The sequence below is a fragment of the Paracoccus stylophorae genome, from assembly GCF_028553765.1.
GTDB lineage: Bacteria > Pseudomonadota > Alphaproteobacteria > Rhodobacterales > Rhodobacteraceae > Paracoccus > Paracoccus stylophorae.
The window spans coordinates 2,977,170-2,998,848 of sequence record NZ_CP067134.1; the positions used below are offsets into that span (position 1 = coordinate 2,977,170).

21 protein-coding genes are annotated in these 21,679 nt (G+C 68.9%); 13 read left to right on the top strand and 8 right to left on the bottom strand.

From position 1 onward, the window contains the following. Positions 1-62: 62 nt before the first annotated feature. The 3 genes from JHW45_RS14685 to smc form a co-directional block, all read right to left on the bottom strand. The gene (locus JHW45_RS14685) at positions 63-818 is read right to left on the bottom strand and encodes a glycerophosphodiester phosphodiesterase family protein (protein ID WP_272858339.1); all 756 of its coding nucleotides are present in this window, start codon (positions 816-818) and stop codon (positions 63-65) included. After that, positions 818-1,273, bottom strand: coding sequence for a RidA family protein (locus tag JHW45_RS14690; protein WP_272858340.1), 456 nt, complete (start codon positions 1,271-1,273; stop codon positions 818-820). Before JHW45_RS14690 ends, JHW45_RS14685 begins: the two co-directional genes overlap by 1 nt. 62 nt (positions 1,274-1,335) lie before the next feature. Further along, positions 1,336-4,788 carry a chromosome segregation protein SMC gene (smc, locus tag JHW45_RS14695; protein ID WP_272858341.1) on the bottom strand — a complete coding sequence of 1,151 codons (3,453 nt, stop codon included), beginning with the start codon at positions 4,786-4,788 and terminating at the stop codon, positions 1,336-1,338. Positions 4,789-4,961: 173 nt separating this feature from the next. On the opposite strand from smc, the gene JHW45_RS14700 reads away from it, so the two are divergent. From JHW45_RS14700 to JHW45_RS14715, 4 genes are all read left to right on the top strand, one after another. Next, complete coding sequence (locus JHW45_RS14700) at positions 4,962-5,342, top strand: CidA/LrgA family protein (RefSeq protein WP_272858342.1); 381 nt, start codon at positions 4,962-4,964, stop codon at positions 5,340-5,342. Beyond that, positions 5,335-6,054 (top strand): LrgB family protein, encoded by a 720-nt coding sequence (locus JHW45_RS14705; protein WP_272858343.1) that lies wholly within the window; start codon positions 5,335-5,337, stop codon positions 6,052-6,054. The genes JHW45_RS14700 and JHW45_RS14705 overlap by 8 nt, the downstream gene beginning before the upstream one ends. A 456-nt stretch (positions 6,055-6,510) precedes the next feature. Next, positions 6,511-6,747, top strand: a complete 237-nt coding sequence (locus tag JHW45_RS14710; RefSeq protein WP_272858344.1) for a hypothetical protein — start codon at positions 6,511-6,513, stop codon at positions 6,745-6,747. A gap of 87 nt (positions 6,748-6,834) precedes the next feature. Further along, positions 6,835-7,776, top strand: a complete 942-nt coding sequence (locus JHW45_RS14715; protein ID WP_272858345.1) for a DUF429 domain-containing protein — start codon at positions 6,835-6,837, stop codon at positions 7,774-7,776. A gap of 30 nt (positions 7,777-7,806) precedes the next feature. Here the strand turns inward: JHW45_RS14715 and mog are convergent, their stop codons facing one another. The 3 genes from mog to JHW45_RS14730 are packed head-to-tail and all read right to left on the bottom strand — an operon-like array spanning position 7,807 to position 10,243. After that, entirely contained in the window at positions 7,807-8,340 is a 534-nt protein-coding gene (mog, locus tag JHW45_RS14720; protein WP_272858346.1) for a molybdopterin adenylyltransferase, read from the bottom strand. Further along, positions 8,337-8,963, bottom strand: coding sequence for a DUF6998 domain-containing protein (locus tag JHW45_RS14725; RefSeq protein WP_272858347.1), 627 nt, complete (start codon positions 8,961-8,963; stop codon positions 8,337-8,339). The genes mog and JHW45_RS14725 overlap by 4 nt, the downstream gene beginning before the upstream one ends. Positions 8,964-9,016: 53 nt before the next feature. Next, positions 9,017-10,243 carry an argininosuccinate synthase gene (locus JHW45_RS14730; protein WP_272858348.1) on the bottom strand — a complete coding sequence of 409 codons (1,227 nt, stop codon included), beginning with the start codon at positions 10,241-10,243 and terminating at the stop codon, positions 9,017-9,019. 174 nt (positions 10,244-10,417) lie between these two features. Here JHW45_RS14730 and ilvA point away from each other — a divergent pair, with 174 nt between their 5' ends. The 8 genes from ilvA (at position 10,418) to JHW45_RS14770 (ending at position 19,750) form a co-directional block, all read left to right on the top strand. Beyond that, entirely contained in the window at positions 10,418-11,665 is a 1,248-nt protein-coding gene (ilvA, locus tag JHW45_RS14735; RefSeq protein ID WP_272858349.1) for a threonine ammonia-lyase IlvA, read from the top strand. 114 nt (positions 11,666-11,779) lie between these two features. Next, a complete protein-coding gene (locus JHW45_RS14740) occupies positions 11,780-13,069 on the top strand; it encodes a PP2C family protein-serine/threonine phosphatase (protein ID WP_272858350.1) in 1,290 nt (429 codons plus the stop codon). Between the two features lie 225 nt (positions 13,070-13,294). After that, complete coding sequence (hslO, locus tag JHW45_RS14745) at positions 13,295-14,341, top strand: Hsp33 family molecular chaperone HslO (RefSeq protein WP_272858351.1); 1,047 nt, start codon at positions 13,295-13,297, stop codon at positions 14,339-14,341. Beyond that, the gene (locus JHW45_RS14750) at positions 14,338-14,928 is read left to right on the top strand and encodes an NUDIX hydrolase (RefSeq protein WP_419181809.1); all 591 of its coding nucleotides are present in this window, start codon (positions 14,338-14,340) and stop codon (positions 14,926-14,928) included. The genes hslO and JHW45_RS14750 overlap by 4 nt, the downstream gene beginning before the upstream one ends. Beyond that, positions 14,925-16,115: a CCA tRNA nucleotidyltransferase gene (locus tag JHW45_RS14755; protein ID WP_272858352.1), complete on the top strand. Its 1,191-nt coding sequence runs from the start codon at positions 14,925-14,927 to the stop codon at positions 16,113-16,115. Before JHW45_RS14750 ends, JHW45_RS14755 begins: the two co-directional genes overlap by 4 nt. Next, positions 16,112-17,956, top strand: coding sequence for an ABC transporter ATP-binding protein (locus JHW45_RS14760; RefSeq protein ID WP_272858353.1), 1,845 nt, complete (start codon positions 16,112-16,114; stop codon positions 17,954-17,956). The genes JHW45_RS14755 and JHW45_RS14760 overlap by 4 nt, the downstream gene beginning before the upstream one ends. Then, complete coding sequence (locus tag JHW45_RS14765) at positions 17,953-19,176, top strand: class I SAM-dependent RNA methyltransferase (protein ID WP_272858354.1); 1,224 nt, start codon at positions 17,953-17,955, stop codon at positions 19,174-19,176. The genes JHW45_RS14760 and JHW45_RS14765 overlap by 4 nt, the downstream gene beginning before the upstream one ends. Before the next feature lie 58 nt (positions 19,177-19,234). Beyond that, the gene (locus JHW45_RS14770; protein ID WP_272858355.1) at positions 19,235-19,750 is read left to right on the top strand and encodes a L,D-transpeptidase family protein; all 516 of its coding nucleotides are present in this window, start codon (positions 19,235-19,237) and stop codon (positions 19,748-19,750) included. A 109-nt stretch (positions 19,751-19,859) separates the two neighbouring features. Here the strand turns inward: JHW45_RS14770 and dalA are convergent, their stop codons facing one another. Then, positions 19,860-20,372, bottom strand: a complete 513-nt coding sequence (dalA, locus tag JHW45_RS14775; protein WP_272860630.1) for a divisome-associated lipoprotein DalA — start codon at positions 20,370-20,372, stop codon at positions 19,860-19,862. A 217-nt stretch (positions 20,373-20,589) separates the two neighbouring features. On the opposite strand from dalA, the gene JHW45_RS14780 reads away from it, so the two are divergent. Next, positions 20,590-21,240, top strand: coding sequence for a L,D-transpeptidase (locus JHW45_RS14780; RefSeq protein WP_272858356.1), 651 nt, complete (start codon positions 20,590-20,592; stop codon positions 21,238-21,240). 60 nt (positions 21,241-21,300) lie between these two features. On the opposite strand, the gene JHW45_RS14785 is transcribed toward JHW45_RS14780, so the two are convergent. Further along, positions 21,301-21,675, bottom strand: a complete 375-nt coding sequence (locus tag JHW45_RS14785) for a hypothetical protein (RefSeq protein ID WP_272858357.1) — start codon at positions 21,673-21,675, stop codon at positions 21,301-21,303. Positions 21,676-21,679 lie beyond the last annotated feature (4 nt).

The following is a 21,679-nucleotide window of genomic DNA, read 5'->3' on the forward strand; positions in this document are numbered from 1 at the left end:
CCCGATGACGCGGCGCGGGGATGCTCCGCCGCGCCGCCGGTGCCGGGGCGCCGTGGCACGGGTCACACCGCCGGGCGATACCCTTCGAAGGTGACGTTGTCGGCGATCATCCGGGCCGCGGCCTCTTCCTGATGCGACTGGACGGTCCAGCACAGGACCGGCACACCCTGCGCCTTCAGCGCATCGACGCGCGGATTGGTCAGGTCGGTCTTGTCGTGCGAGATGAAGGACGCGCCGATATCGGCAAAATCGTCGATATCGGCCAGACGCGCGCGGGTCTCGTCGTCCAGCGCCGGCCAGTCCTCGGCCGCAAAGCCGCAGGTGGTGATGCCCACCGGGATCTGCGGCGCCAGGTCGTGAAACGCCTTCACCACATGCGGGTTGAACGACATCACCGCGACCGGACCCTCATAGGACTTCAGCTGGTCGGCGACATGGCGGTGCACGTCGCCGAATTGCGGGCCAAGCCGGCCATCCTGATCCTTGATCTCGATCAGCAGCGGCACCTGCCCGTCGACCAGCCGCAACAGCGAGGCCAGCGTCGGGATCGCGTGATCCGTATCAAGAAGCCGCATCCGCGCCAGATCGTCGGGGTCGATATCGGCGATGAACGCCTCATCCCCGGCCAGCCGCGCCAGGTCATAGTCGTGAAACACCATCGGCACGCCGTCGGCGGCGGGCTGGATGTCCACCTCGATCGCGTATCCGGCCTCGATGGCGGCCTTGGCGGCGGCCAGGCTGTTTTCGGGCACGCCCGGCCCGTGCAGGCCGCGATGGGCGATGGGGATGCGGACAAGCTGCGGCGGCAGAACGGCCATCAGGCGACCTCGAAGATCGCTTCGACCTCGACCGCGACCCCAAGCGGCAGCGAGGCGGCCGACACGGCGGCGCGGGCGTGGCGGCCGGCGTCGCCGAACACCTCGACCATCAGGTCCGAACAGCCGTTGATGACCTTGGGCTGATCGGTGAAATCGGGGGTCGAGTTCACGAACCCGGTCAGCTTCACAACCCGTTTCACGCCGTCCAGATCGCCGATGGCCGCTTTCAGCTGCGCGATCAGCGACAGGCCGCAGCGGCGGGCGGCGGCGGCGCCGTCCTCGACCGACATGCCGTCGCCCAGCTTGCCGGTGATCAGCCCGTTCCCGTCGGCGCTGATCTGGCCCGAGACGAAGATCAGGTTGCCGCTTTTCACGAACGGCACGTAATTCGCCGCCGGTGCCGGCGCGTCGGGAAGGGTAATGCCTTTTTCGGCCAAGGTCGCTTCGATGCTCATGGGGTCCTCGTAAAGCTGCGCATCCGGAAGAAGGATTCGCACGTAGCCTAGCGCGGGCCGGGTCAGGCGACCAGAGCTTCGGCGCGTTTCAGATCGACGCTGACCAGCTGGCTGACGCCCTGTTCGACCATGGTGACGCCGAACAGCCGGTCCATCCGCGCCATCGTCACCGCATGGTGGGTGATGATCAGAAAGCGGGTGTCGGTGCGGCGCGTCATCTCGTCCAGAAGATCGCAGAAACGGCTGACATTGGCGTCGTCCAGCGGTGCGTCGACCTCGTCCAGCACGCAGATCGGCGCGGGGTTGGCCAGGAACACGGCAAAGATCAGCGCCAGCGCGGTCAAGGTCTGCTCGCCCCCCGACAGCAGCGACAGGGTGGACAGCTTCTTGCCCGGCGGCTGGCACATGATTTCCAGCCCCGCCTCCAGCGGATCGTCGGATTCTACCAGCACCAGCCGCGCCTCGCCACCGCCGAACAGGGTGGTGAACAGCGTGGTAAAATTCGCGTTCACCGTGTCGAAGGCCGACAGCAGGCGTTCGCGCCCCTCGCGGTTCAGGCTGCCGATGCCGGCGCGCAGCTTGCGGATCGCCTCTTCCAGATCGTGTTTTTCGGCCGCCAGCCGGTCGCGTTCCTGTTCCAGTTCGCGCTTGTCCTCGTCGGCGCGCAGATTGACCGCGCCCAGCCCGTCGCGCTGCGCGCGCAGCCGGGCGATGCGATCCTCAAGCGCGGCGGCGTCGGCTTCGGTATCGGCCTCGCCCAGATTGTCGCGCAGGGCCTGCGGCGTGTCCTCGGTCTCCTCGTGGATGCGGGCGCGGGCGGCAGCCTCGGCGTCGCGGGCCGCCTCGGCGCGCGCCTCGCGGGCGGCGCGGGTTTCGCGCGCTTCCGAGGCCGCGCGTTCGGCGTCGCGTTCCGCATGGGCCGCCGCCCGGGCGGCGCTGTCGGCGTCGGCCAGTGCTGCGCGCGCACGGGTCACGCGCGCCTCGGCCTCGGCCTCGCGTTCGGTCAGGCCGGCGCGCCTGTCGGCCAGGATCGCCGGCTGCGCCTCAGCCTGTTCCATCTCGGCGGCGGCGGCATCGCGGCGCGCGGCCAGTTCGGCGGCGCGGGTGCCCGCCTGTTGCAGGCGCCGTGTCCAGCCCGATTCCTCGGTCGCGATGTCCTGCAACCGCTTGATCCGGGCATTGCCCTCGCGGCGCAGCTCGTCCAGCGCGGCGCGGCGGGTCATGGTCGCGATGCGCGCGGCCTCGACCCCGGTGCGGGCATTCTCGACCGCCGCCGCCGCATCGCTGCGGTCGGGCAGATCGGCCAGCGCGCGTTCGGCCTGCACCAGCCGGGCGCGGGCGTCCTGCGCGTCGTGCCGGTGCCGCGCCAGTTCCGCCTCGGCCGATTCGGCGCGGCTGGCAGCCATCGCCAGATCCGATTCCGCCCGCGTCGCCGCGCGCGCGGCATCCGACAACAGGCGCTCGGCCTCGCGCCGCGCGTCGCGGGCGGATTTCTCGCGCCCCGACAGATCGGCAAGCCGGGCGCGGGCGGTATCGTGCGCGTCCGCGGCGTGGGCGGCGCGGGCCTCGGCTGCCTCGGCTTGTCGGGCGATGTCGCGCAGCTGGTTGACCTTCTGCAGATGCAGCGCGGCCGAGGATGCGGCCTCGCCCGCCATCACCCGCATCCCGTCCCAACGGAACAGATCGCCGTCGCGCGTCACCAGCCGCTGCCCCGGCGCCAGCCCCGCCTGCAGCGCGGCCCCCGCCGCCGCATCCGCGACCAGCCCGGTCTGCGACAGCCGGCGGTCCAGCACCGCCGGCGCCTCGACATACGCGGCCAGCGGCGAGGCCTCGTCGGGCAGCGCCTGCACTGCGCCCCCGTCCGGCAGCAGGTGCCAGCCCGTCTCGCCGTCCCCGGCCAGCCCGGCGCGCAGATCGTCGCCAAGCGCCGCCCCGAACGCGACCTCATAGCCGCTGGCGACCTGCACCCGGTCAAGGATCGCGTCGCCCCCCGACCGGCCGCGTTCGACCAGCCGGCGCAGCGCCGCCATCTCGGCCGCCAGCGCGCCGGATTCGCCTTCGGCCTCGGCGCGGGCGGCGCGGGCGGCGGCCTCGGTCGTTTCGGCCTCGGCGCGCGCGGCCTCGGCCCCGGCCAGCGCGTCTTCGGCGGCCTCGGCGCGGGCGCGGGCGGCTTCCTGCGCCGCGTCGGCGGTGCGCAGCGCCTGTTCGGCCTCGGTGCCTGCGGCGGCGGCGCGTGCGGCGGTTTCGCTGGCCTCTGCCGCCGCACGCTCGGCCCGGTCCAGCATCGCCCGCAGATCCGAAACCAGCCGTTCCGCCGATTGATGCCGTGCGGCCAGCCGCGCCGATTCGTCGGTCAGTTCCGCCAGCCGCGCCTCGACCTCGCGCAGCGCCTCGGCGGCCTCGTCGGCCTGCGCGGCGGCCATGTCCAGCCGGTCGTCATGCCCCTGCCCGGCCTGGTCCATTTCGGCCTTTTCGCGGGCCAGCCGTTCGACCACCTCGCCCGCATCGCGGTTCAGCGCCTCCTCGCGCTCGATGTCGCGATCAAGCTGGGCGATCCGCGCCGTCAGCGCGCGCACCGCGTCCGCCGCCCGCGTCTCGGCCTCGTCCAGCGCCTCGCGTTCGACGACCAGCCGCGACAGGATTGCCGCCGCCACCTGTTCCTCCTCGCGCAGCGGCGGCAATGCCGCATCCGCCGCCTCGCGCCGCGCGCCGGCCTGCTGCGAGGCCAGTTCGGCCGCCCCGGCCGTTTTCACCGCCTGCGCCAGCGCCTCGGCCGCCGCCAGCCGCGCGGCCTCGGCCTCGGCCCAACGGCGATACAGCAACACCCCCTCGGCCAGCCGCAGCGCCGCCCCGATCTCGCGATATTTCGCCGCCGCACGGGCCTGACGCGCCAGCGAGGCGGCCTGCGTGGACAGCTGGTCCAGCGTGTCGTCGACGCGCGACAGGTTGGTGGCGGCGCCGTTCAGCTTCAGTTCGGCCTCGTGACGGCGCTGATACAGGCCGCTGATTCCCGCCGCCTCTTCCAGGATCCGGCGGCGGTTCTTGGGCCGCGCGTTGATCAGTTCGCTGATCTGCCCCTGCCGCACCAGCGCCGGCGAATGCGCGCCGGTCGAGGCGTCCGCGAACAGCATCTGCACATCGCGCGCCCGCACGTCCTTGCCGGCGATGCGATAGGCCGAGCCGGCGTCGCGGGTGATCCGGCGCACGATGTCGAACCGGTCCTCGTCGTTGAACCCGGCGGGCGCCAGCCGGTCGCGATTGTCCAGCGTCAGCGACACCTCGGCATGGGCGCGCGCCGACCGGCGCGAGGTGCCGGCGAAGATCACGTCCTCCATCCCCTCGCCGCGCATGGCGGTCGGGCGGTTCTCGCCCATGACCCACCGCAGCGCCTCCAGCAGGTTCGACTTTCCGCAGCCGTTCGGCCCGACCACGCCGGTCAACCCTTCGCGGATCACCAGATCGGTCGGATCGACAAAGCTTTTGAAGCCGTTCAGGCGAAGACGGTCGAATCGCACCCCGGCACTCCGTTCTTGCTGCGCTCGATTGGCGAAGTGTTCCCGCTCGACCGCTACAAGTCAACCGAAACCCCATATATGGCGGATGCCGGGCGGGTGCCCACAAGATGCACCGGACGATTTGCGCCTCATGGCCACTGGCCTTGGACGCAGGGTGAAGATAGCGTCGCGCCATGATCGCGACCCTGGCCATCATCCTGACCTTCCAGCTTGTCGGCGAGATCGTCGCGCAGGCGCTGGACCTGCCTTTGCCGGGTCCCGTCGTTGGGCTTCTGCTGCTGGTCGGGACCTGCCTTGCCCGGCCCGCGCTGGCGCAGCGGATCAGGCCCGCGACACTGGGATTGCTGCAACATCTGTCGCTGTTCTTCGTGCCGGCGGGCGTCGGCATCGTGGCGCATTGGGACCTGCTGCGGGATGAGGGGGTGGGGCTGGCGCTGGCGGTCGTCGGATCGACGGTGCTGGCGATCGGCGCGGGCGCGCTGGCCTTTACCGCCGTTGCGCGGCTGACCGGGTCCGAGGACCCGTCCGCGCTGAAGGACGGGCGCGATGGCTGATCCGCTGCTGATCTGGTCCTATCTGGCCGAGGGGCCGCTGCTGTGGCTGACGGCGACGCTGGCCGCCTATCTGATCGGGGATGCGGTCTTTCGCGCAACCCGCCGGAAAAGCTGGGCAAATCCGGTTCTGATCGCGATCATCCTGCTGGCGATCCTGCTGATGGCGACGGGCACCGACTATGCCACCTATTTCGAGGGGGCGCAGTTCGTCCATTTCATGCTGGGGCCGGCAACGGTGGCCCTGGGCCTGCCGCTTTACGACAATCTGCCGCGGGTGAAGAAGGCGGCGTGGCCGATGCTGGCGGGGCTGGTCGCGGGGTCCACAGTGGCGGTCGTGTCGGCGCTGGCGATTGCGAAAGCCTTTGGGATTCAAGGCTCTGTGTTGGCATCCCTGGCGCCGAAATCGACCACCGCGCCGGTCGCCATCGGGATCGCGGAACGGATCGGAGGCCAGCCCACCGTGACCGCCGCACTTGTCCTGCTGACCGGCATCTTCGGCGCGATCGTGGTGACGCCGCTGCTGAACCTTCTTCGCGTAAAGGACTGGCGCGCAAGGGGTTTTTCCGTGGGCGTGGCCGCGCACGGCATCGGGACCGCGCGCGCCTTCCAGGTGAACGAGACGGCAGGCGCGTTTTCGGGCATCGGCATGGGGCTGAACGCGGTGCTGACGGCGATCATCGCGCCGCTGGCGCTGCGGCTGTTCGGCGGCTGAGCCGTTGCGCAACAGCGCGCGTTGCAGGCGCGCGGCGTCTGCGCCGCAGGGCCGGCGGGCCGGCGGGGCCAGCAAATGCTGGGATTTCGGCTGCACAAGGCGTGCAGCAGGGCGGCACAGCGCGTGCACAATGTGTGCACCGGCAACGCACGGTGGCGCGTGCGTCGCGCCCTGCCTCGGCCCAGTTTCTGACGCGGTCGTGATGTATTTCGCCGAAGACTTCCCATATAGAGGGCAGAGCACGGCACATCCGCCCGGGCGTCACACAGAGAACGCGATCATCGCCCGCCACAGGTGCCAGACCAACCGCAACGCCCTTCGTCATGCCACAGGGACCGCCCCGGTCCGCTGGCCCGGCGTCGATGCGCGCCCGTGCGCGGGTGCGATGAACCGGCCCGCCGCTGCGGCCGCGTCATGCCGCATCCACGTTCCGCAAGAATTTTCAGGGAGATCCGCGTGACACGCAAAAGCAAACCCAGCCCGCTGTTCGGCCAGTATTTCAAAGCGCCCGAAACCCTTCAGGACCGTACGACGGCGGCCGCAAGGCTGATCATCGACGAGGACCGCACCCGCCGCGAAGAACTGTCGGCCAAGCTGCGCAAGGCGCGACTGGAACGCGACGAACAACAGGCCGCCGAAGCCGAGGCCGAGGCGCCGCCGAAAAAGCGCGCCTCGCGGAAGAAATCGGGCTGACGCGGAGGAGTTCGTGCGGTGGCCCGGTAAGTTGCTGGCGGTCGATGCCGCGACGACCCGGCCGAGCATCCCGATAGGGTTCGACCGATGAAACCGGATGTCGTCGTTCATTGCGACTGGAGCAAGGACGCCGCCAAAAGATGGCAGGCGAAGGCAACCAGAGACGGCGGTTCGTGGCGCCTGGAACTGCCGCAGCGGGTCGGATCGACCGAGGATGTCCTTGACCGGATGAGAGAGGGCGCAAAGCCCGGTCGCCTGTTCGCGGGCTTCGATTTCCCGATCGGCCTTCCGCTAACCTATGGCGCCCGGACGGGTCTGGACGGCTTTCGCGAGGCCGTCGAGGCGTTCGGCTGCGCGGGGGCATGGCAGGACTGGTTTGCCGTTTGCGACGATGCAAGCCAGATCAGTCTGCACCGGCCCTTCTATCCGATGCGGCCCGGCGGACGGCGGCTTGCGCATCTGCTGGACGGTCTTGCGCTGGATGGCGTGTCGGCCCGCAGGCTTTGCGAGCGACGAACGGCCAGCAGGCCCGCGGCCTGCATGTTGTTCTGGACACTTGGCGGCAATCAGGTGGGGAAAGCGGCGGCGACCGGCTGGCAGGAAATCCTGAAGCCGAACCTGCCTCGGATCGGGCTGTGGCCCTTTGACGGCGACCTGCACAGCCTGCTTGCGCAGCGGGATATCGTCGTCGCGGAAACCTATCCCGGAGAGGTCTATGACCATCTGGGGATTCCGAGAAGACCGGTCTGGAGCAAACGAAAGCAGGCCGGCAGGGCAAGCGTCGGCGGCCATCTTCTGGCACGGACAACGCAGCGCGGTCATGGTCTGGCCGAGGGGCTGGCAGATGTCATCCGCAACGGATTCTCGGATCGCGCCGACGGCGAGGATCAGTTCGACGCGCTGGTCGGCCTTCTGGGGATGCTGGACGTGGTCGATGGGCATCGTCCGGAAGGTGCGCCAAGGGATCCGGCCATCTCGGGTTGGGAGGGCTGGATCCTTGGGCAGCAGCATCAGGCGGCATCTGGCTGAAGCCGTGCTTCGCTGCGCGACGTCGCCCGTCTATTTCCCCTTTGGCCTGAAGGCGGCGATCTTGTCGGGGTCCGTCTCGATCCGCGCCGCGCCCAGCAGGTCGAGGCAATAGGGCACGGCGGCGAAGACGGCGTTCAGGCAGGTGGCGATGGCCGAGGGTTTGCCGGGGATGGTGATGATCAGCGTGGCGTCGCGGCTGACGGCGGTCTGGCGCGACAGGATCGCGGTCGGCACCTCGCGCAGGCTGGCGCGGCGCATTTCCTCGCCGAAGCCCGGATATTCGCGGTGGGCCACGTCCATCACCGCCTCGGGCGTCTGGTCGCGGGGGGCGGGGCCGGTGCCGCCGGTCACCAGGATCAGGTCGGTGCCCGCCTCGACCAGTTCGCGCAGCCTTGCGGCCACGCCCTCGCGCCCGTCGGGGACGATGTGGCGCGCGATCTCGACCGGCGAGGTGATCGTGTCGCGCAGCCAGCTTTCGGCGCCGGGGCCGCCCTTGTCCTCATACTCGCCGGTCGCGGCGCGATCGGAGACGGTCAGGATGGCGATGCGGGCGGGGCGGGTCATGGGCGGGGCCTTTGTGTGTATCTGCCGGACTTCAGTAAAGGCCACGCCTGATCATAATCCATGATATGATTGTGTCTGGATTTCCAGTGCGCATCAATGCCGATCCAACCGTTCTTGAAGACCTTCCCGCACTCCGGACAACTGTTCGCGCTTTGATTCGTGCTCGTCGGCGAAGGCCATATCTTTCTTGCAGCCGCCTTGAAGGCTGCTACTCCAAGCTGCCCCCGCTCTCGCGCTTTGGAGCCGGGACGAGAAAGAATCTCGGCAATCGTGCCGTAAGGCGCTTCCCAGATTTCGATTGCGTCCAAGTCGTCATCAAGGAGAACCAGCATGACGACATCGCAGTCAGCGTTCTGTTTGATCGCGCCCACCCGCTGTCCCGGTGAGGGAGATCGTCCGACAACACGTCCCTTCACCTGAACGCGCTCTATCTTGCCGTCTTTCACACGCAGCGCATCGTAGCCTGGTGTCCGCGCGGACGCCAGTTCCAGCCCCAGCTTCTGTGCGACAACGTATTCGGCAATCTCACCAGTCACGCCCAATGGCTTACCGGTGATCCTCATATACTCGGATGCCAGCGGCTTGATCGTCGCAAGGATTTCTTCGACCCGTGTCTGCGGCATTCCAAAGCCCCTTCTTTGGCAAGGTCGGTAGCTGCATATAACGTAAACGAACGCTATTTCACCCGCGCGTTCCGGTTCGCCACCAGTTTCAGGCGCAGCGCGTTCAGGCGGATGAAGCCTGCCGCGTCCTTCTGGTCATAGGCGCCGGCGTCGTCCTCGAACGTGACATGGGCTTCGCTGTAAAGCGAGTGATCCGACCAGCGGCCGACGCAGGAGACGCTGCCTTTATACAGTTTCAGCCGGACGGTGCCGGTGACGTGTTCCTGGCTTTTGTCGATGGCGGCCTGCAGCATCTCGCGTTCGGGGCTGAACCAGAAGCCGTTATAGATCAGTTCCGCATAGCGCGGCATCAGGCTGTCCTTCAGATGGCCCGCGCCCGAATCCAGCGTGATCTGTTCGATGCCGCGATGCGCCTCCAGCAGGATCGTGCCGCCGGGGGTTTCATAGATGCCGCGCGACTTCATGCCAACAAAGCGGTTTTCCACGAAATCCAGCCGGCCGATGCCGTGCTTGCGGCCCAGCTCGTTCAAATCGGTCAGGATCGTGGCGGGCGACAGGTTCTTGCCGTTAATCGCCACCGCGTCGCCGCGTTCGAACGTCACCTCGACATATTCGGGCTGATCGGGCGCATCCTCGGGGGCGACGGTGCGCTGATAGACATGAGCCGGGGCCTCGACGGCGGGGTCCTCCAGCGCCTTGCCCTCGCTGCTGGTGTGCAGAAGGTTCGCGTCCACGCTGAACGGTGCCTCGCCGCGCTTGTCCCTGGCGATGGGGATCTGGTTCTGTTCGGCGAATTCGATCAGCTTCGTGCGGCTGGTCAGGTCCCATTCCCGCCAGGGCGCGATCACCCGGATGGCCGGGTCCAGCGCATAGGCGCTGAGTTCGAAGCGGACCTGATCGTTGCCCTTGCCGGTGGCGCCGTGGGCGACCGCGTCGGCGCCGTGCCGGTGGGCCAGTTCCACGAGACGCTTGGAGATCAGCGGACGCGCGATCGAGGTGCCAAGCAGATACAGCCCCTCATAGACCGCATTGGCGCGGAACATCGGAAAGACGAAATCGCGCACGAATTCCTCGCGCAGATCCTCGATATGAATGTTCTGGGGGGCGATGCCCAGCATCTCGGCCTTGGCGCGCGCCGGTTCCAGTTCCTCGCCCTGTCCCAGATCGGCGGTGAAGGTGATGACCTCGCAGCCATATTCGGTCTGCAACCATTTCAGGATGATCGAGGTGTCGAGGCCCCCGGAATAGGCAAGGACGACTTTCTTCGGCGCGTCGGACATGGCGGATCCCTTTGTCGAGTTTCGCGCCGGGATACGGCCAATCGCGCAGTCCCACAAGGGCGCGCTTGATCGCGGCGCGCGCGGCGGCAGGGGCGTGCGCGACATGCGCCGGTGAGGCGGGCGGGCGCGCTGACCTCTTGCCAAGCCGGCGCTTTCGCGGCATGGGCGTGGGCCATGGAAAACTTTGTCGCCTCTGTCCAGGATGCCGAGGCCGCCCTGCGCGACCTGTTCGACCCCACGCCGCTTCAGCGCAACGATCATCTGTCGGCGAAACACGGGGCCGATATCTGGCTGAAGCGCGAGGATCTGACCCCGGTGCGCAGCTACAAGCTGCGCGGCGCGTTCAACGCCATGCGCAAGCTGGTGGGCGGGCAGTCGGCTGCACGGGCGCATTTCGTCTGCGCCAGCGCCGGCAACCACGCGCAGGGCGTGGCCTATGCCTGCCGGCATTTCGCTGTGCGCGGCACGATCTTCATGCCGGTCACGACGCCGCAGCAGAAGATCCACAAGACCCAGATCTTCGGCGGCGACGCGGTCGAGATCGTGCTGAGGGGCGATTATTTCGACCAGACGCTGGCCGCCGCGCAGGCGTTCTGCGCCGAACGGCAGGCGCAGTTCCTGTCGCCCTTCGACGCCCCCGACATCATCGAGGGGCAGGCGACGGTCGGGCTGGAAATGCTGGGCCAGCTTGGCCGCGCGCCCGATCTGGTGGTGCTGCCGGTGGGCGGGGGCGGCCTGTCGTCGGGCGTCACCCGCTATCTGGGCGAGGTGGCGCCCGAGACGCAATTCGCCTTTGCCGAGCCGCTTGGCGGGGCCAGCCTGAAAGCCGCGCTGGAAACCGGCGCGCCGGTCGCGCTGCCCGCGATCGACAGCTTTGTCGATGGCGCGGCGGTGGCCCGGATCGGCGCCCTGCCCTTCGAGACGCTGCGCCGCTTTTCGCCCGCCGACGTGCATCTGGCGCCCGAGGACCGGATCTGCCTGACCATGCTTGAGATGCTGAACACCGAGGGCGTGGTGCTGGAACCGGCCGGCGCTCTGGCGCTGGACGTGCTGGGCGATCTGGGCGATCTGACCGGCAAGACGGTGGTCTGCGTCTGTTCGGGCGGTAATTTCGATTTCGAGCGCCTGCCCGAGGTCAAGGAACGCGCGCAGCGCCACAGCGGCGTCAAGAAGTATTTCGTGCTGCGGATGCCGCAGCGCCCCGGCGCGCTGCGCGATTTCCTGGAACTTCTGGGTCCCGATGACGATATCGCGCGGTTCGAGTATCTGAAGAAATCGGCGCGGAACTTCGGCTCGGTCCTGATCGGGATCGAAACGACGCAGCCCGCGAACCTGACCACGCTGGCGGCGCGGCTGGAACAGTCGGGCTTTGCCTTTCGCGACATCACCAATGACGGGATCCTGGCCGAATTGCTGGTCTGAAGGGTCGGGCGGACGGATGTCCGCAGCCGAGATGACGAAAATTGTCGCTGTTCGGCGCGGCTGATCGGGGCGGATTTACGGCTTCTTCACCCGCGACGGTCTAGATGTCGTGTCATGACATCGCCGAATCGATCCCCTGCCATCTCGTCCTTTGCCGGTGCCGTGCGCACCGCGCGACAGGTGCTGCTGGTCGATGCCAGCGCGGCGCAGCGGCGGCTGATCGGGACCCGGCTGCGCAAGGCGGGATACCGTGTCAGCGAGGCGGAATCGGTGGCGCAGGCGCTGGCCCTCTGCGACGCGGCCGAGCCCGATTTCGTGCTGTCGGACTGGAATGTGGCCGACATGTCGGGGCTGGATCTGTGCCGCGCGTTCCGCGCCCGCGACCGCAGCGGATACGGGTATTTCCTGCTGCTGACGGACACCGCGGACGAGGGCGACATCGCCCGCGGGCTGGAGGCGGGGGCGGACGATTTCCTGCGCAAGCCGGTCTCGGGGCAGGAATTGCTGGCACGGCTGTCGGCGGGCGAACGCATCCTGCGGGTCGAGGACGAACTGCGCGCCAGCAACGCGCAGCTGCGCCAGACGCTGGACAAGCTGCGCGAAACGCAGGCCGCCATCGACCGCGACCTGCGCGAGGCGCGCAAGCTGCAACAGGGGCTGGTGCGCGAACGCGCGGGGCGGTTCAACCAGATCCAGCTGTCGCTGCTGCTGCGGCCCGCGGGCCATATCGGCGGCGATCTGGTGGGGTTCTTTCCGATCACCGGGGACCGGGTCGGGCTTTACGCGCTGGACGTGTCGGGCCACGGCGTGACGGCGGCGCTGCTGACCGCGCAGCTGTCGGTGCATCTGTCGGGGGCGTCGGACCAGAACGTGGCGCTGCGCGCGGCGCAATCGGGCAGCGATGCGGTGCCGCCCGCAGCCCTGGCGCATTTCTTCAACAACATGATGCTGGAAGAGGTGAATACAGAAACCTATTTCACCATGATCTATGCCGAACTGAACCATGTCACCGGGCAGGTGCGGATGGTGCAGGCCGGCCACCCGCATCCGATGTTGCAAAAGGCCGACGGACAGGTGCTGCGGATCGGCAGGGGCGGGATGCCGGTGGGCGTGTTCGAGACGCCGATCTTCGATGAGATCGAGTTCCGGATGGAGCCGGGGGACCGGCTGCTGATCGCCTCGGACGGGATTACCGAGGCTGCGAACGCGGCGGGCCGGTTGCTGGGCGAGGACGGGCTGGAGGCGATCATGCGCACCAACGCCTTTCTGGGCGGCCACGCATTTCTGGAATCGATGGCCTGGTCGGTGTCGGAATATGGCCGGGGCGAGCGTCCCGACGACATGTCGGCGGTGCTGGTCGAATATCTGCGTCCCGCCGATCCGGTCGGCCTGACGCCCCGGTGACGCGGGCTGCGGCGGCGCACGGGCAGCCGCCGCGGCCGCGCGGGGGTGGCGAAACGCATCATCGTCAACGCCGCCTGCTGCTGGCCGGCCGCGTTGGCGCGTGCATCGGGCATCGCGGCTGCGCGCCGGGCGCCCCCTTGGGATCGGCGTCGAAACCCTTATATTGGGCGCGACACAGGCCCGCCCGACCCGGTCGGTGCGGGCCACCGACTTCAAGGATACGCCATGAGCATGATCAACCAGATCGCCTGGGACGACACGGTTCTGCCCTTCCAGCTGGACAGATCCTCGATCCGCGGCCGCGTCGCGCGGCTGGATGGCGTGCTGGACCACATCCTGTCACGCCACGATTATCCGCCGGCGGTCAGCGCGCTGGTCGCGGAACTGGCGCTGCTGACGGCGCTGATCGGGCCGACCGTCAAGCTGCGCTGGAAGCTGAGCCTGCAGGTGCGCGGCAACGGCGCGGTGCGCACCATCGCCACCGATTTCTATGCCCCCGAGGCCGAGGGCCAGCCCGCCCGCATCCGCGCCTGGGCCAGTTTCGACGCCGACCGGCTGGACGACCGCCCGCCCTTCGAGCAGATCGGCGAGGGATATTTCGCGATCCTGATCGATCAGGGTCAGGGCACCCATCCCTATCAGGGGATCACGCCGCTGTCGGGCGGGTCGCTGTCGTCCTGCGCGCAGACCTATTTCGCGCAGTCCGAACAATTGCCGACGCGATTCTCGGTCGCCTATGGCCGCTCGCAGCTGTCGGGCGAGCCCGAGCACTGGCGCGCCGGCGGCGTCATGTTGCAGACCCTGCCCGCCCAGCCCATGGGCATGGGCGAGGGCGGCAGCGGCGAGGACGGGCTGATCGAGGCCGCAGACATCCTGCAGGGCGCGGAATCCGAGAACTGGAACCGCGCCAACCTGCTGCTGGACACGGTCGAGACGCTGGAACTGATCGGCCCGACCGTGGGTCCGACCGATCTGCTGCTGCGCCTGTTTCACGAGGAAACGCCGCGCGTCTTCGACACGCAGCGGGTCGAGTTCGGCTGTTCGTGCACCGGCCAGCGGGTGCGCGAGACGCTGTCGATCTATTCGGCCAAGGACATCGCGCACATGACCACCGATGCGGGCATCGTGACCGCCGACTGCCAGTTCTGCGGCGCGCATTACGAATTCGACCCCGACAGCCTGGGATTCGAGGCGACGGTCGATGCCGAGGGCCAACCCATCGACCGCGACGGCGACGATGCCGGCGGCGCGCAGGACAGGGCCGCCGAGTGACGGCCGCCTGGTCCGAGGCGCGGCTGCGCGCGGCCCTGGCGGACATGGCCGGGCCAAGTTCGGATTACGATCTGGACGACATGCCCCTGCCCGACGCGCCGACCCGGTCCGCCGGCGTGCTGGCGGCGTTTCACGAGGATGACGGGCGGCTGGTGCTGACCAAGCGCGCCTCGGGTTTGCGCCATCATCCGGGCCAGATCGCCCTGCCCGGCGGCAAGGTCGATCCGGGCGATGCCGACGAGGTGGCGGCGGCGCTGCGCGAGGCCCGCGAAGAGGTCGGGCTGGACCCCGCGCAGGTCGATCTGGTCGGCGCGCTGGCGCCGCACCGGACCGTCACCAGCTTTGCGGTGACGCCGGTGATCGGCATCATCCGCGGCCCGTTCGTTCCGGTCGCGGAACCCGGCGAGGTCGATGAGGTCTTTGCCATGCCCTTCGCCCATATCGCCGATCCGGCCAGCTATCGCGTCGAAAAGCGGCGCTGGCGCGGCGGCTGGCGCAGCTATTACGTGGCGCCGTGGGGTCCGTATTACCTGTGGGGCGCGACCGCGCGGATGCTGCTGGGGCTGGCGGAAAGGTTCCGGTCGTGAGCGCGCTGACCGACGGCGATGCGCCGTGCAAGGCGCTGGCCCCCGTCCTGGCCGACCCGGCGCTGAGCGCGGTTCTGGACGCCATCGAGGCCGGGGACAGGCGCGGTTTCCTGGTCGGCGGCGCGGTGCGCAACGCGCTGATCGGGCGGGCGGTGGACGATGTGGACATCGCCACCGACGCCCGCCCCAGGGACGTGATGCGACTGGCCCGGGACGCGGGGCTGAAGCCGGTGCCGACCGGCATCGACCACGGCACGATCACCGTCGTGGCAGACGGACGCGGCTTTGAGGTCACGACATTCCGGCGCGATGTCGACACCGACGGGCGGCGCGCGGTCGTGGCGTTCTCGGACGATCTGGCCGAGGATGCGCGGCGGCGCGATTTCACCATGAACGCGCTGTATGCCGACCGCGCGGGCCGGGTGATCGACCCGGTGGGCGGCCTGCCCGATCTGATGGACGGGCGGCTGCGCTTTGTCGGCGATCCGCAGGCCCGCATCCGCGAGGATTACCTGCGCATCCTGCGCTTCTTTCGCTTTCTGGCCTGGTATGGGCGCAAGGCCGATCCCCGCGCCGTGGCCGCCTGCGCCGCGCTGAAGGACGGGCTGGCGCGGATCGCGCCCGAACGCATCGGCGCCGAGATGCGGAAACTGCTGGCCGCGCCCGACCCCTCGGACGCAGTGCGGCTGATGGCGGATACCGGCGTGCTGGCGCAGATCCTGCCCGGGGCGCAGGCGGACACGCTGCCCGCGCTGATCGCGGCCGAGGGCGGGCGGCCGCCTGCATGGCCGCGCCGTCTGGCCTGTCTGCGCGCGCCCGATGCGGCCCAGGCGCTGCGCCTGTCGCGCGAGGAGGCGCGGGTGCAGGATGCGCTGGCCGGCGCGCTGTCGGCCGGATGGTCGCTGAACGAGGCGGGCTATCGGCTGGGCCGCGATCTGGCCACCGATCATGCCCTGATCCGCACCGCATCGGGCCACGATCTGCCCGAGGGCTGGGCCGACCGGCTGGCCCACGCGGCGCAGGCGCGCCTGCCGATCGCGGCAAAGGATCTGATCCCCGATCTTCAGGGCCACCAGATCGGTCGCGGCCTGAAGGCCGCCGAGGCGATGTGGATCGCGGGCGATTTCGCGGTGCCGGCCCCGGCGCTGATCGACGCCGCCCTGCTGGCCGGAAAGGCCGCGCCATGAGCCTGCATCAACGCTTTGGCCGCATGGTCGATGCCTTTCGCCCCGCAGAGGGACCGCCGCCCGACACGTTGCTGGCGTTCTTCCGCTGGTGCCTGTCGGGGGCGTGGCGCGGTCTGGGCGTGGCCGCCGTGGCCTCGGCCATGGGGGGTGCGGCGGATGTCATCGCGGCGATCCTGCTGGGGCGCGTGGTCGATGCGGTCAGCGGCAACGCCACGGTCGGATTCTGGGCGCAGAACTGGCTGCTGATCGCGCTGTTCATCGGCTTTTTCCTGATCCTGCGCCCGGCGATCTTCGGATTGTCCACCGCCAGTTCCAGCGTCATCATCGGGCCGAACATCCTGCCGCTGGTCCTGTCGCGGCTGCATCGCTGGACGATGGGCCATGCGGTGACGTTCTTCGACAACGATTTCGCCGGGCGGCTGGCGCAGAAGCAGATGCAGACCGCCCGCGCCGTCACCGATGTCGCCAGCGAGATGGTGAACGTGGTCGCGTTCGCGCTGGCCTCGGTGATCGGGTCGGCGGCGTTCCTGCTGTCGGTCGATGGCTGGGGCGCAGTCGCGCTGGTCGTGTGGCTGCTGGCATATTTCGCGCTGATCCGGTTCTTTCTGCCGCGCATCCGGCTGCGGTCGGGGGCGCGCGCCTCGGCCCGGGCGATGGTGACGGGGCAGGTCGTGGACACGATCACCAACATCAAGACCGTCAAGCTGTTCGCCCATGCCGAGCACGAGGATCGCGCCGCCCTGGGGGCGATGGCGGGGTTTCGCGAACGGGCGCTGGATTTCGGGATCGTGTCGACGTGGTTCCGGCTGTCGCTGATGATCGTGGCGGGTATCCTGCCGGTGATCCTGGTGGGCGGGTCGATCCTGCTGTGGCGTCAGGGGCAGGCGACGCCGGGCGACATCGCCGCCGCCGGCGCCATCGCCATGCGGCTGAGCCAGATGACCGGATGGGTCAGCATGGCGCTGATGGGCGTCTGGGGCAGCATCGGCGAGGTCGAGGACGGGATGCGCACCCTGTCGCCGCCCCACGCGCTGACCGATGCGCCGGATGCCGTCACGCTGGACCGGGTGCGCGGCCACATCGTCTTCGATCACGTCGATTTCGCCTATGGCCACGAGGCGGGCGGCATCCGCGACCTGACGCTGGAGATCGCGGCCGGCGAAAAGGTCGGCATCGTGGGCGCGTCGGGTGCGGGCAAATCTACGCTGGTCGCGCTGCTGCTGCGGCTTTACGACGTCGAACGCGGCGCGATCCGCATCGACGGGCTGGACGTGCGGCAGGTCACGCAGGAAAGCCTGCGCCGGCAGATCGGCATGGTCACGCAGGAAACCGCCATGTTCAACCGCTCCGCGCGCGACAACATCGTCTATGGCCGCCCCGACGCCACCGACGCGGAGATCGAGGCCGCCGCGCGCGCCGCCGAGGCGCACGAGTTCATCCTGGGGCTTCAGGATCACGCCGGGCGCACCGGATACGATGCGCGTCTGGGCGAACGCGGCGTCAACCTGTCGGGCGGTCAGCGTCAGCGGATCGCGCTGGCCCGCGCCTTTGTCAAGGACGCGCCGATCCTGGTCTTGGACGAGGCCACCAGCGCGCTGGACAGCGAGGTCGAGGCGCAGGTGCAGGAGGCGCTGTCCCGCGCCATGCGCGGCAAGACGGTGCTGGCCATCGCCCACCGCCTGTCCACCATCGCCGAACTGGACCGGATCATCGTCATGGATGCCGGCCGGATCGTCGAATCGGGCTCTCACGCCGAATTGCTGGCGCAGGGCGGGCTGTATGCGCGTTACTGGAACCGCCAGTCGGGCGGGTTTCTGGGCACCGAAGAGGCCGCCGAGTGAGCCTGTGGCGGATCGCGCGTCTGGGACGGCGCGGCGACGGGGTGGCGGTGGGCGATGGCGGCCGCGCGCTGGCGCCGCTGACCCTGCCGGGCGAGACGGTCGCGGGCGAGGCCGTCGATGGCCGCATCGCCGCGCCGCGGATCGTGACCCCGTCGGCCGACCGGATAAAGCCGGTCTGCGGCCATTACCGCGCCTGCGGCGGCTGTTCGCTGATGCATGCGACAGGCGCGTTCACGACGGCGTGGAAATGTCAGGTCGTCGAAACCGCGCTGGCGGCGCAGGGGCTGGCGGCGCCGCTGGCGGGGGTGCATGTCTCGCCGCTGCGGTCGCGAAGGCGGGCGGTGCTGTCGGGGCGGCGCACGAAAAAGGGCGCGCTGGTGGGGTTTCACGCCCGCGCCTCGGAGGTGATCGTGGATCTGGCCGACTGCCACGTGGTGCGGCCCGAGATTATGGCCGCGCTGCCGCTGCTGCGCGCAATCGTGGCGGCGGGGGCGTCGCGGTCGGCGGAAATCGCGCTGACGGTGATCCACGGTCCCGCGGGGCTGGACGTGGCCGCGCAGGGCGGCAAGGCGATGGATGCGGCGCTGTTCCGGACCTTGGCGGCGCTGGCCGATCGGGGCGATCTGGCCCGGCTGGACTGGAACGGCGAGGCCATCACCCGCCGCGCGCCGGCCCTGCCGATGGGACGGGCGCAGGTGGTGCCGCCGCCCGGCGCGTTCCTGCAAGCCACCGCCGAGGGCGAGGCCGCGCTGCTGGCCGCGGTGCAGGAGATCCTGCGCGGGGCGGCCCGGATCGCAGATCTGTTTGCCGGCTGCGGCACGTTCGCCCTGCCGCTGGCCCGGTCGGCGCAGGTGCACGCGGTCGAGGGGCTGGCCGCGCCGCTGGCGGCGCTGGAGGCGGGATGGCGCGGCGCGCCCGGGTTGCAGCGCGTCACCACCGAGATTCGCGATCTGGCCCGCAACCCGTTGTTGCCGGACGAGATCGCGCGTGTTGACGCAATCGTGATCGACCCGCCGCGCGCGGGCGCCGAGGCGCAATGCCGCCAGATTGCGCGCTCGGACGTGGCCCGGATCGCGTTCGTGGCCTGCGATCCGGTGAATTTCGCAAGGGATGCGCGGATTCTGGCCGAGGGCGGGTTGCATCTGACGCGGCTGTGGGTGGTCGATCAGTTCCGCTTTTCCGCCCATGTCGAAACCGTGGCCGAGTTTCGCCGCCGCTAGCCCGACCGCGGCTTTCATGCTAATCAGAAGACATAAAAAGAAACCACCCGAGGCAGTGATGTATCGAGCGACACGCCGGACCGTCACCTTTTCGCTGCTGGCCCTGCTGGCGGCGTGTGGCGCAGGCAAATCCAAGTTCAAGACCTATAACGGCCCCCCCGTCACCCAGGTCGTGGTGAACAAGGGCAAGCGGCGGATGTATCTGCTGCACAACCAGACCGTTCTGAAATCGTTCGATATCGGTCTGGGCAATCAACCCCTTGGCACCAAGCGGTTCGAGGGCGACGGCAAGACGCCCGAGGGGATGTATTTCATCGACCGGTTCAACCCGCGCAGCAAATACCATCTGTCGGTCGGCGTCTCCTATCCCAGCGAGCGGGATGTGGCCTTCGCCGAGGCGTTGGGCCAGCGTCCGGGGGGCGACATCTTCATCCATGGCTGGGGACCCGAGGGCAACGCGCTGGCGCCCAAGAAACGGGACTGGACCGCCGGCTGCATCGCCGTGAAGGACGAAGAGATCGAGGAGGTCTATGCCATGCTGCGTCCGGGTACGCCGATCTTCATCCAGCCCTGACCGTCCGCGTTGGGCCGGAAAACCCGGTCCCCGCCAAAGTTTACGGGCGTCCGACAAGATATCGGACGCCCGTTTCAATTGACGGCGATGCGATTGCCGCGCGCCGGTGTCAGCTGCCGGTCAGCAGCGTCCACCAGATCTTGCCCGACGGTTCCTGATACCACGCCACGCCAAGCCCGGTCGCGGTCGGGTCCATGATGACGTCGCGGGTGTCGCGTTCGGACATCCAGGCGTTCAGCGTCTGGATGTCGTTTTCATAGGTCTCGGAGATGTTCTCTCCGATCAGGGTGCCGAAATAGCCCTGCGCGCGCGCCCGGTCCAGCGGCGACGACCCGTCCGATCCCCAGTGCCAGGCGCGGTTCTGCGCCGCCATGTCGCGCGAATGCGCCAGGGCGGCGGCATCCAGCTGCGGGTTCTGCATCAGGGGCGGCGCGCCCACATTGGCCCGCAGCATGTTGATTTGCTGCAACACCCGGGCGGGAATTTCGGCCGCCTCACGCTGGTCGATCCTGTAGGCGACGGGCAGCGGCTGGCCGTCGGGGCCAAGCTGGGGCATCGTGCGCGGCTGACAGGCGGCCAGCGCGATCAGCGACAGCACCGCAAACACCTTGAAATTCATCATGATCCACATTCCCCGGATTCCTTCTTGCTGATCTAGCGAAAAGGCGGCGGCGCTTCAAAGGCACGAAAGCGTGAAGCGAAGCCGCTGTTGCAGCCCTGCCGCTGGCGCGGGTTTGAATTGCCCGGATGCACGGCGCGGAGTATAGAATCGATCATCCGCATGAGGCGGAGCAGTCAAGGTCGTCCCAGAACGATCACGGAAACGAAGGACACATGCCATGAGCACATCGTCTGCCCTCAGCCGCCGGGCCTTCCTTGGCTCGGCCGCTGCGCTTGGCGCCGCCGGTCTGGCGGGGCCGTCCTTTGCGCAGCAGATCGACCCCTATACTGGACAGCAGGTGATCGGCGCGACGCCGGGCGCCACCCCCGATGCGGGCGCGGTCCAGTATGACAGCCAGGCCGACCAGCGCCACAACATCTCAAGCTTTCGGGCGCAGGACTGGCGGCCCTATTTCGACAATCTGACCAATGGCGCGATCCTGTGCGATCTGACCTCGCGCGCGGTGCATTTCTGGTCCGAGGATGAAAGCGTCTATCGCGTCTATCCGTCCTCGATCCCGGTTAGCGCCGATCTGACGCGCACCGGACGGACCGAGATCATCCGCAAGGTCGAAGGCCCGTCCTGGGCCCCCACGCCCGAGATGAAGCAGCGCAATCCCGAATGGCCCGATTTCGTGCCGCCCGGGCCGGACAACCCGCTTGGCACCCATGCGCTGTGGCTGAGCTGGCAGTATTACCGCATCCACGGCACCCACGACACGCGCAAGATCGGGCGCAAATCGTCGAATGGCTGCATCGGCCTGTATAATGAACACATCCAGGAACTGTTCGCCTTGTCCAATATCGGCACGCAGGTCCTGTTGCTGTAGAACTTGCGGCTTGTCCCGGATGTCAGCGCACAGCCGCCCCCATGGGCGGCTGTTTTCGTGTCACGGCTGCGGGTCGCCGAGCTGTGCGCCGTCGCGCCGGTGGCGTTCTGCGGTGGCGCGGTCGAGGGCTGCGGCAAGATAGTCCTGCTTGGTCAGCGTGCCCAGATTGCCCGAGGCGGGGGTGGCGCCCGACGGCTCTGCCTTGCCACGCGCCTCGCGGCCCTGACGCGCCGCCAGATCCCGTGCCCGGTCGCGCCGTCCGCGCAGAAGCGAGATCAGGTCCGACAACTCGCGATCGGACAGCTGCGCCAGACCGGGTTGCCGCGCCCGGTCGGCCAGGTCCAGCTCGTCCTTCGCCAGCGCGCGTTTTTCCTGATCGCTGGCGGGTTGGTCGGGGGCGGTCCTGTCGGGGGCGGGTCTGTCCGGCTGCGTCATTCGA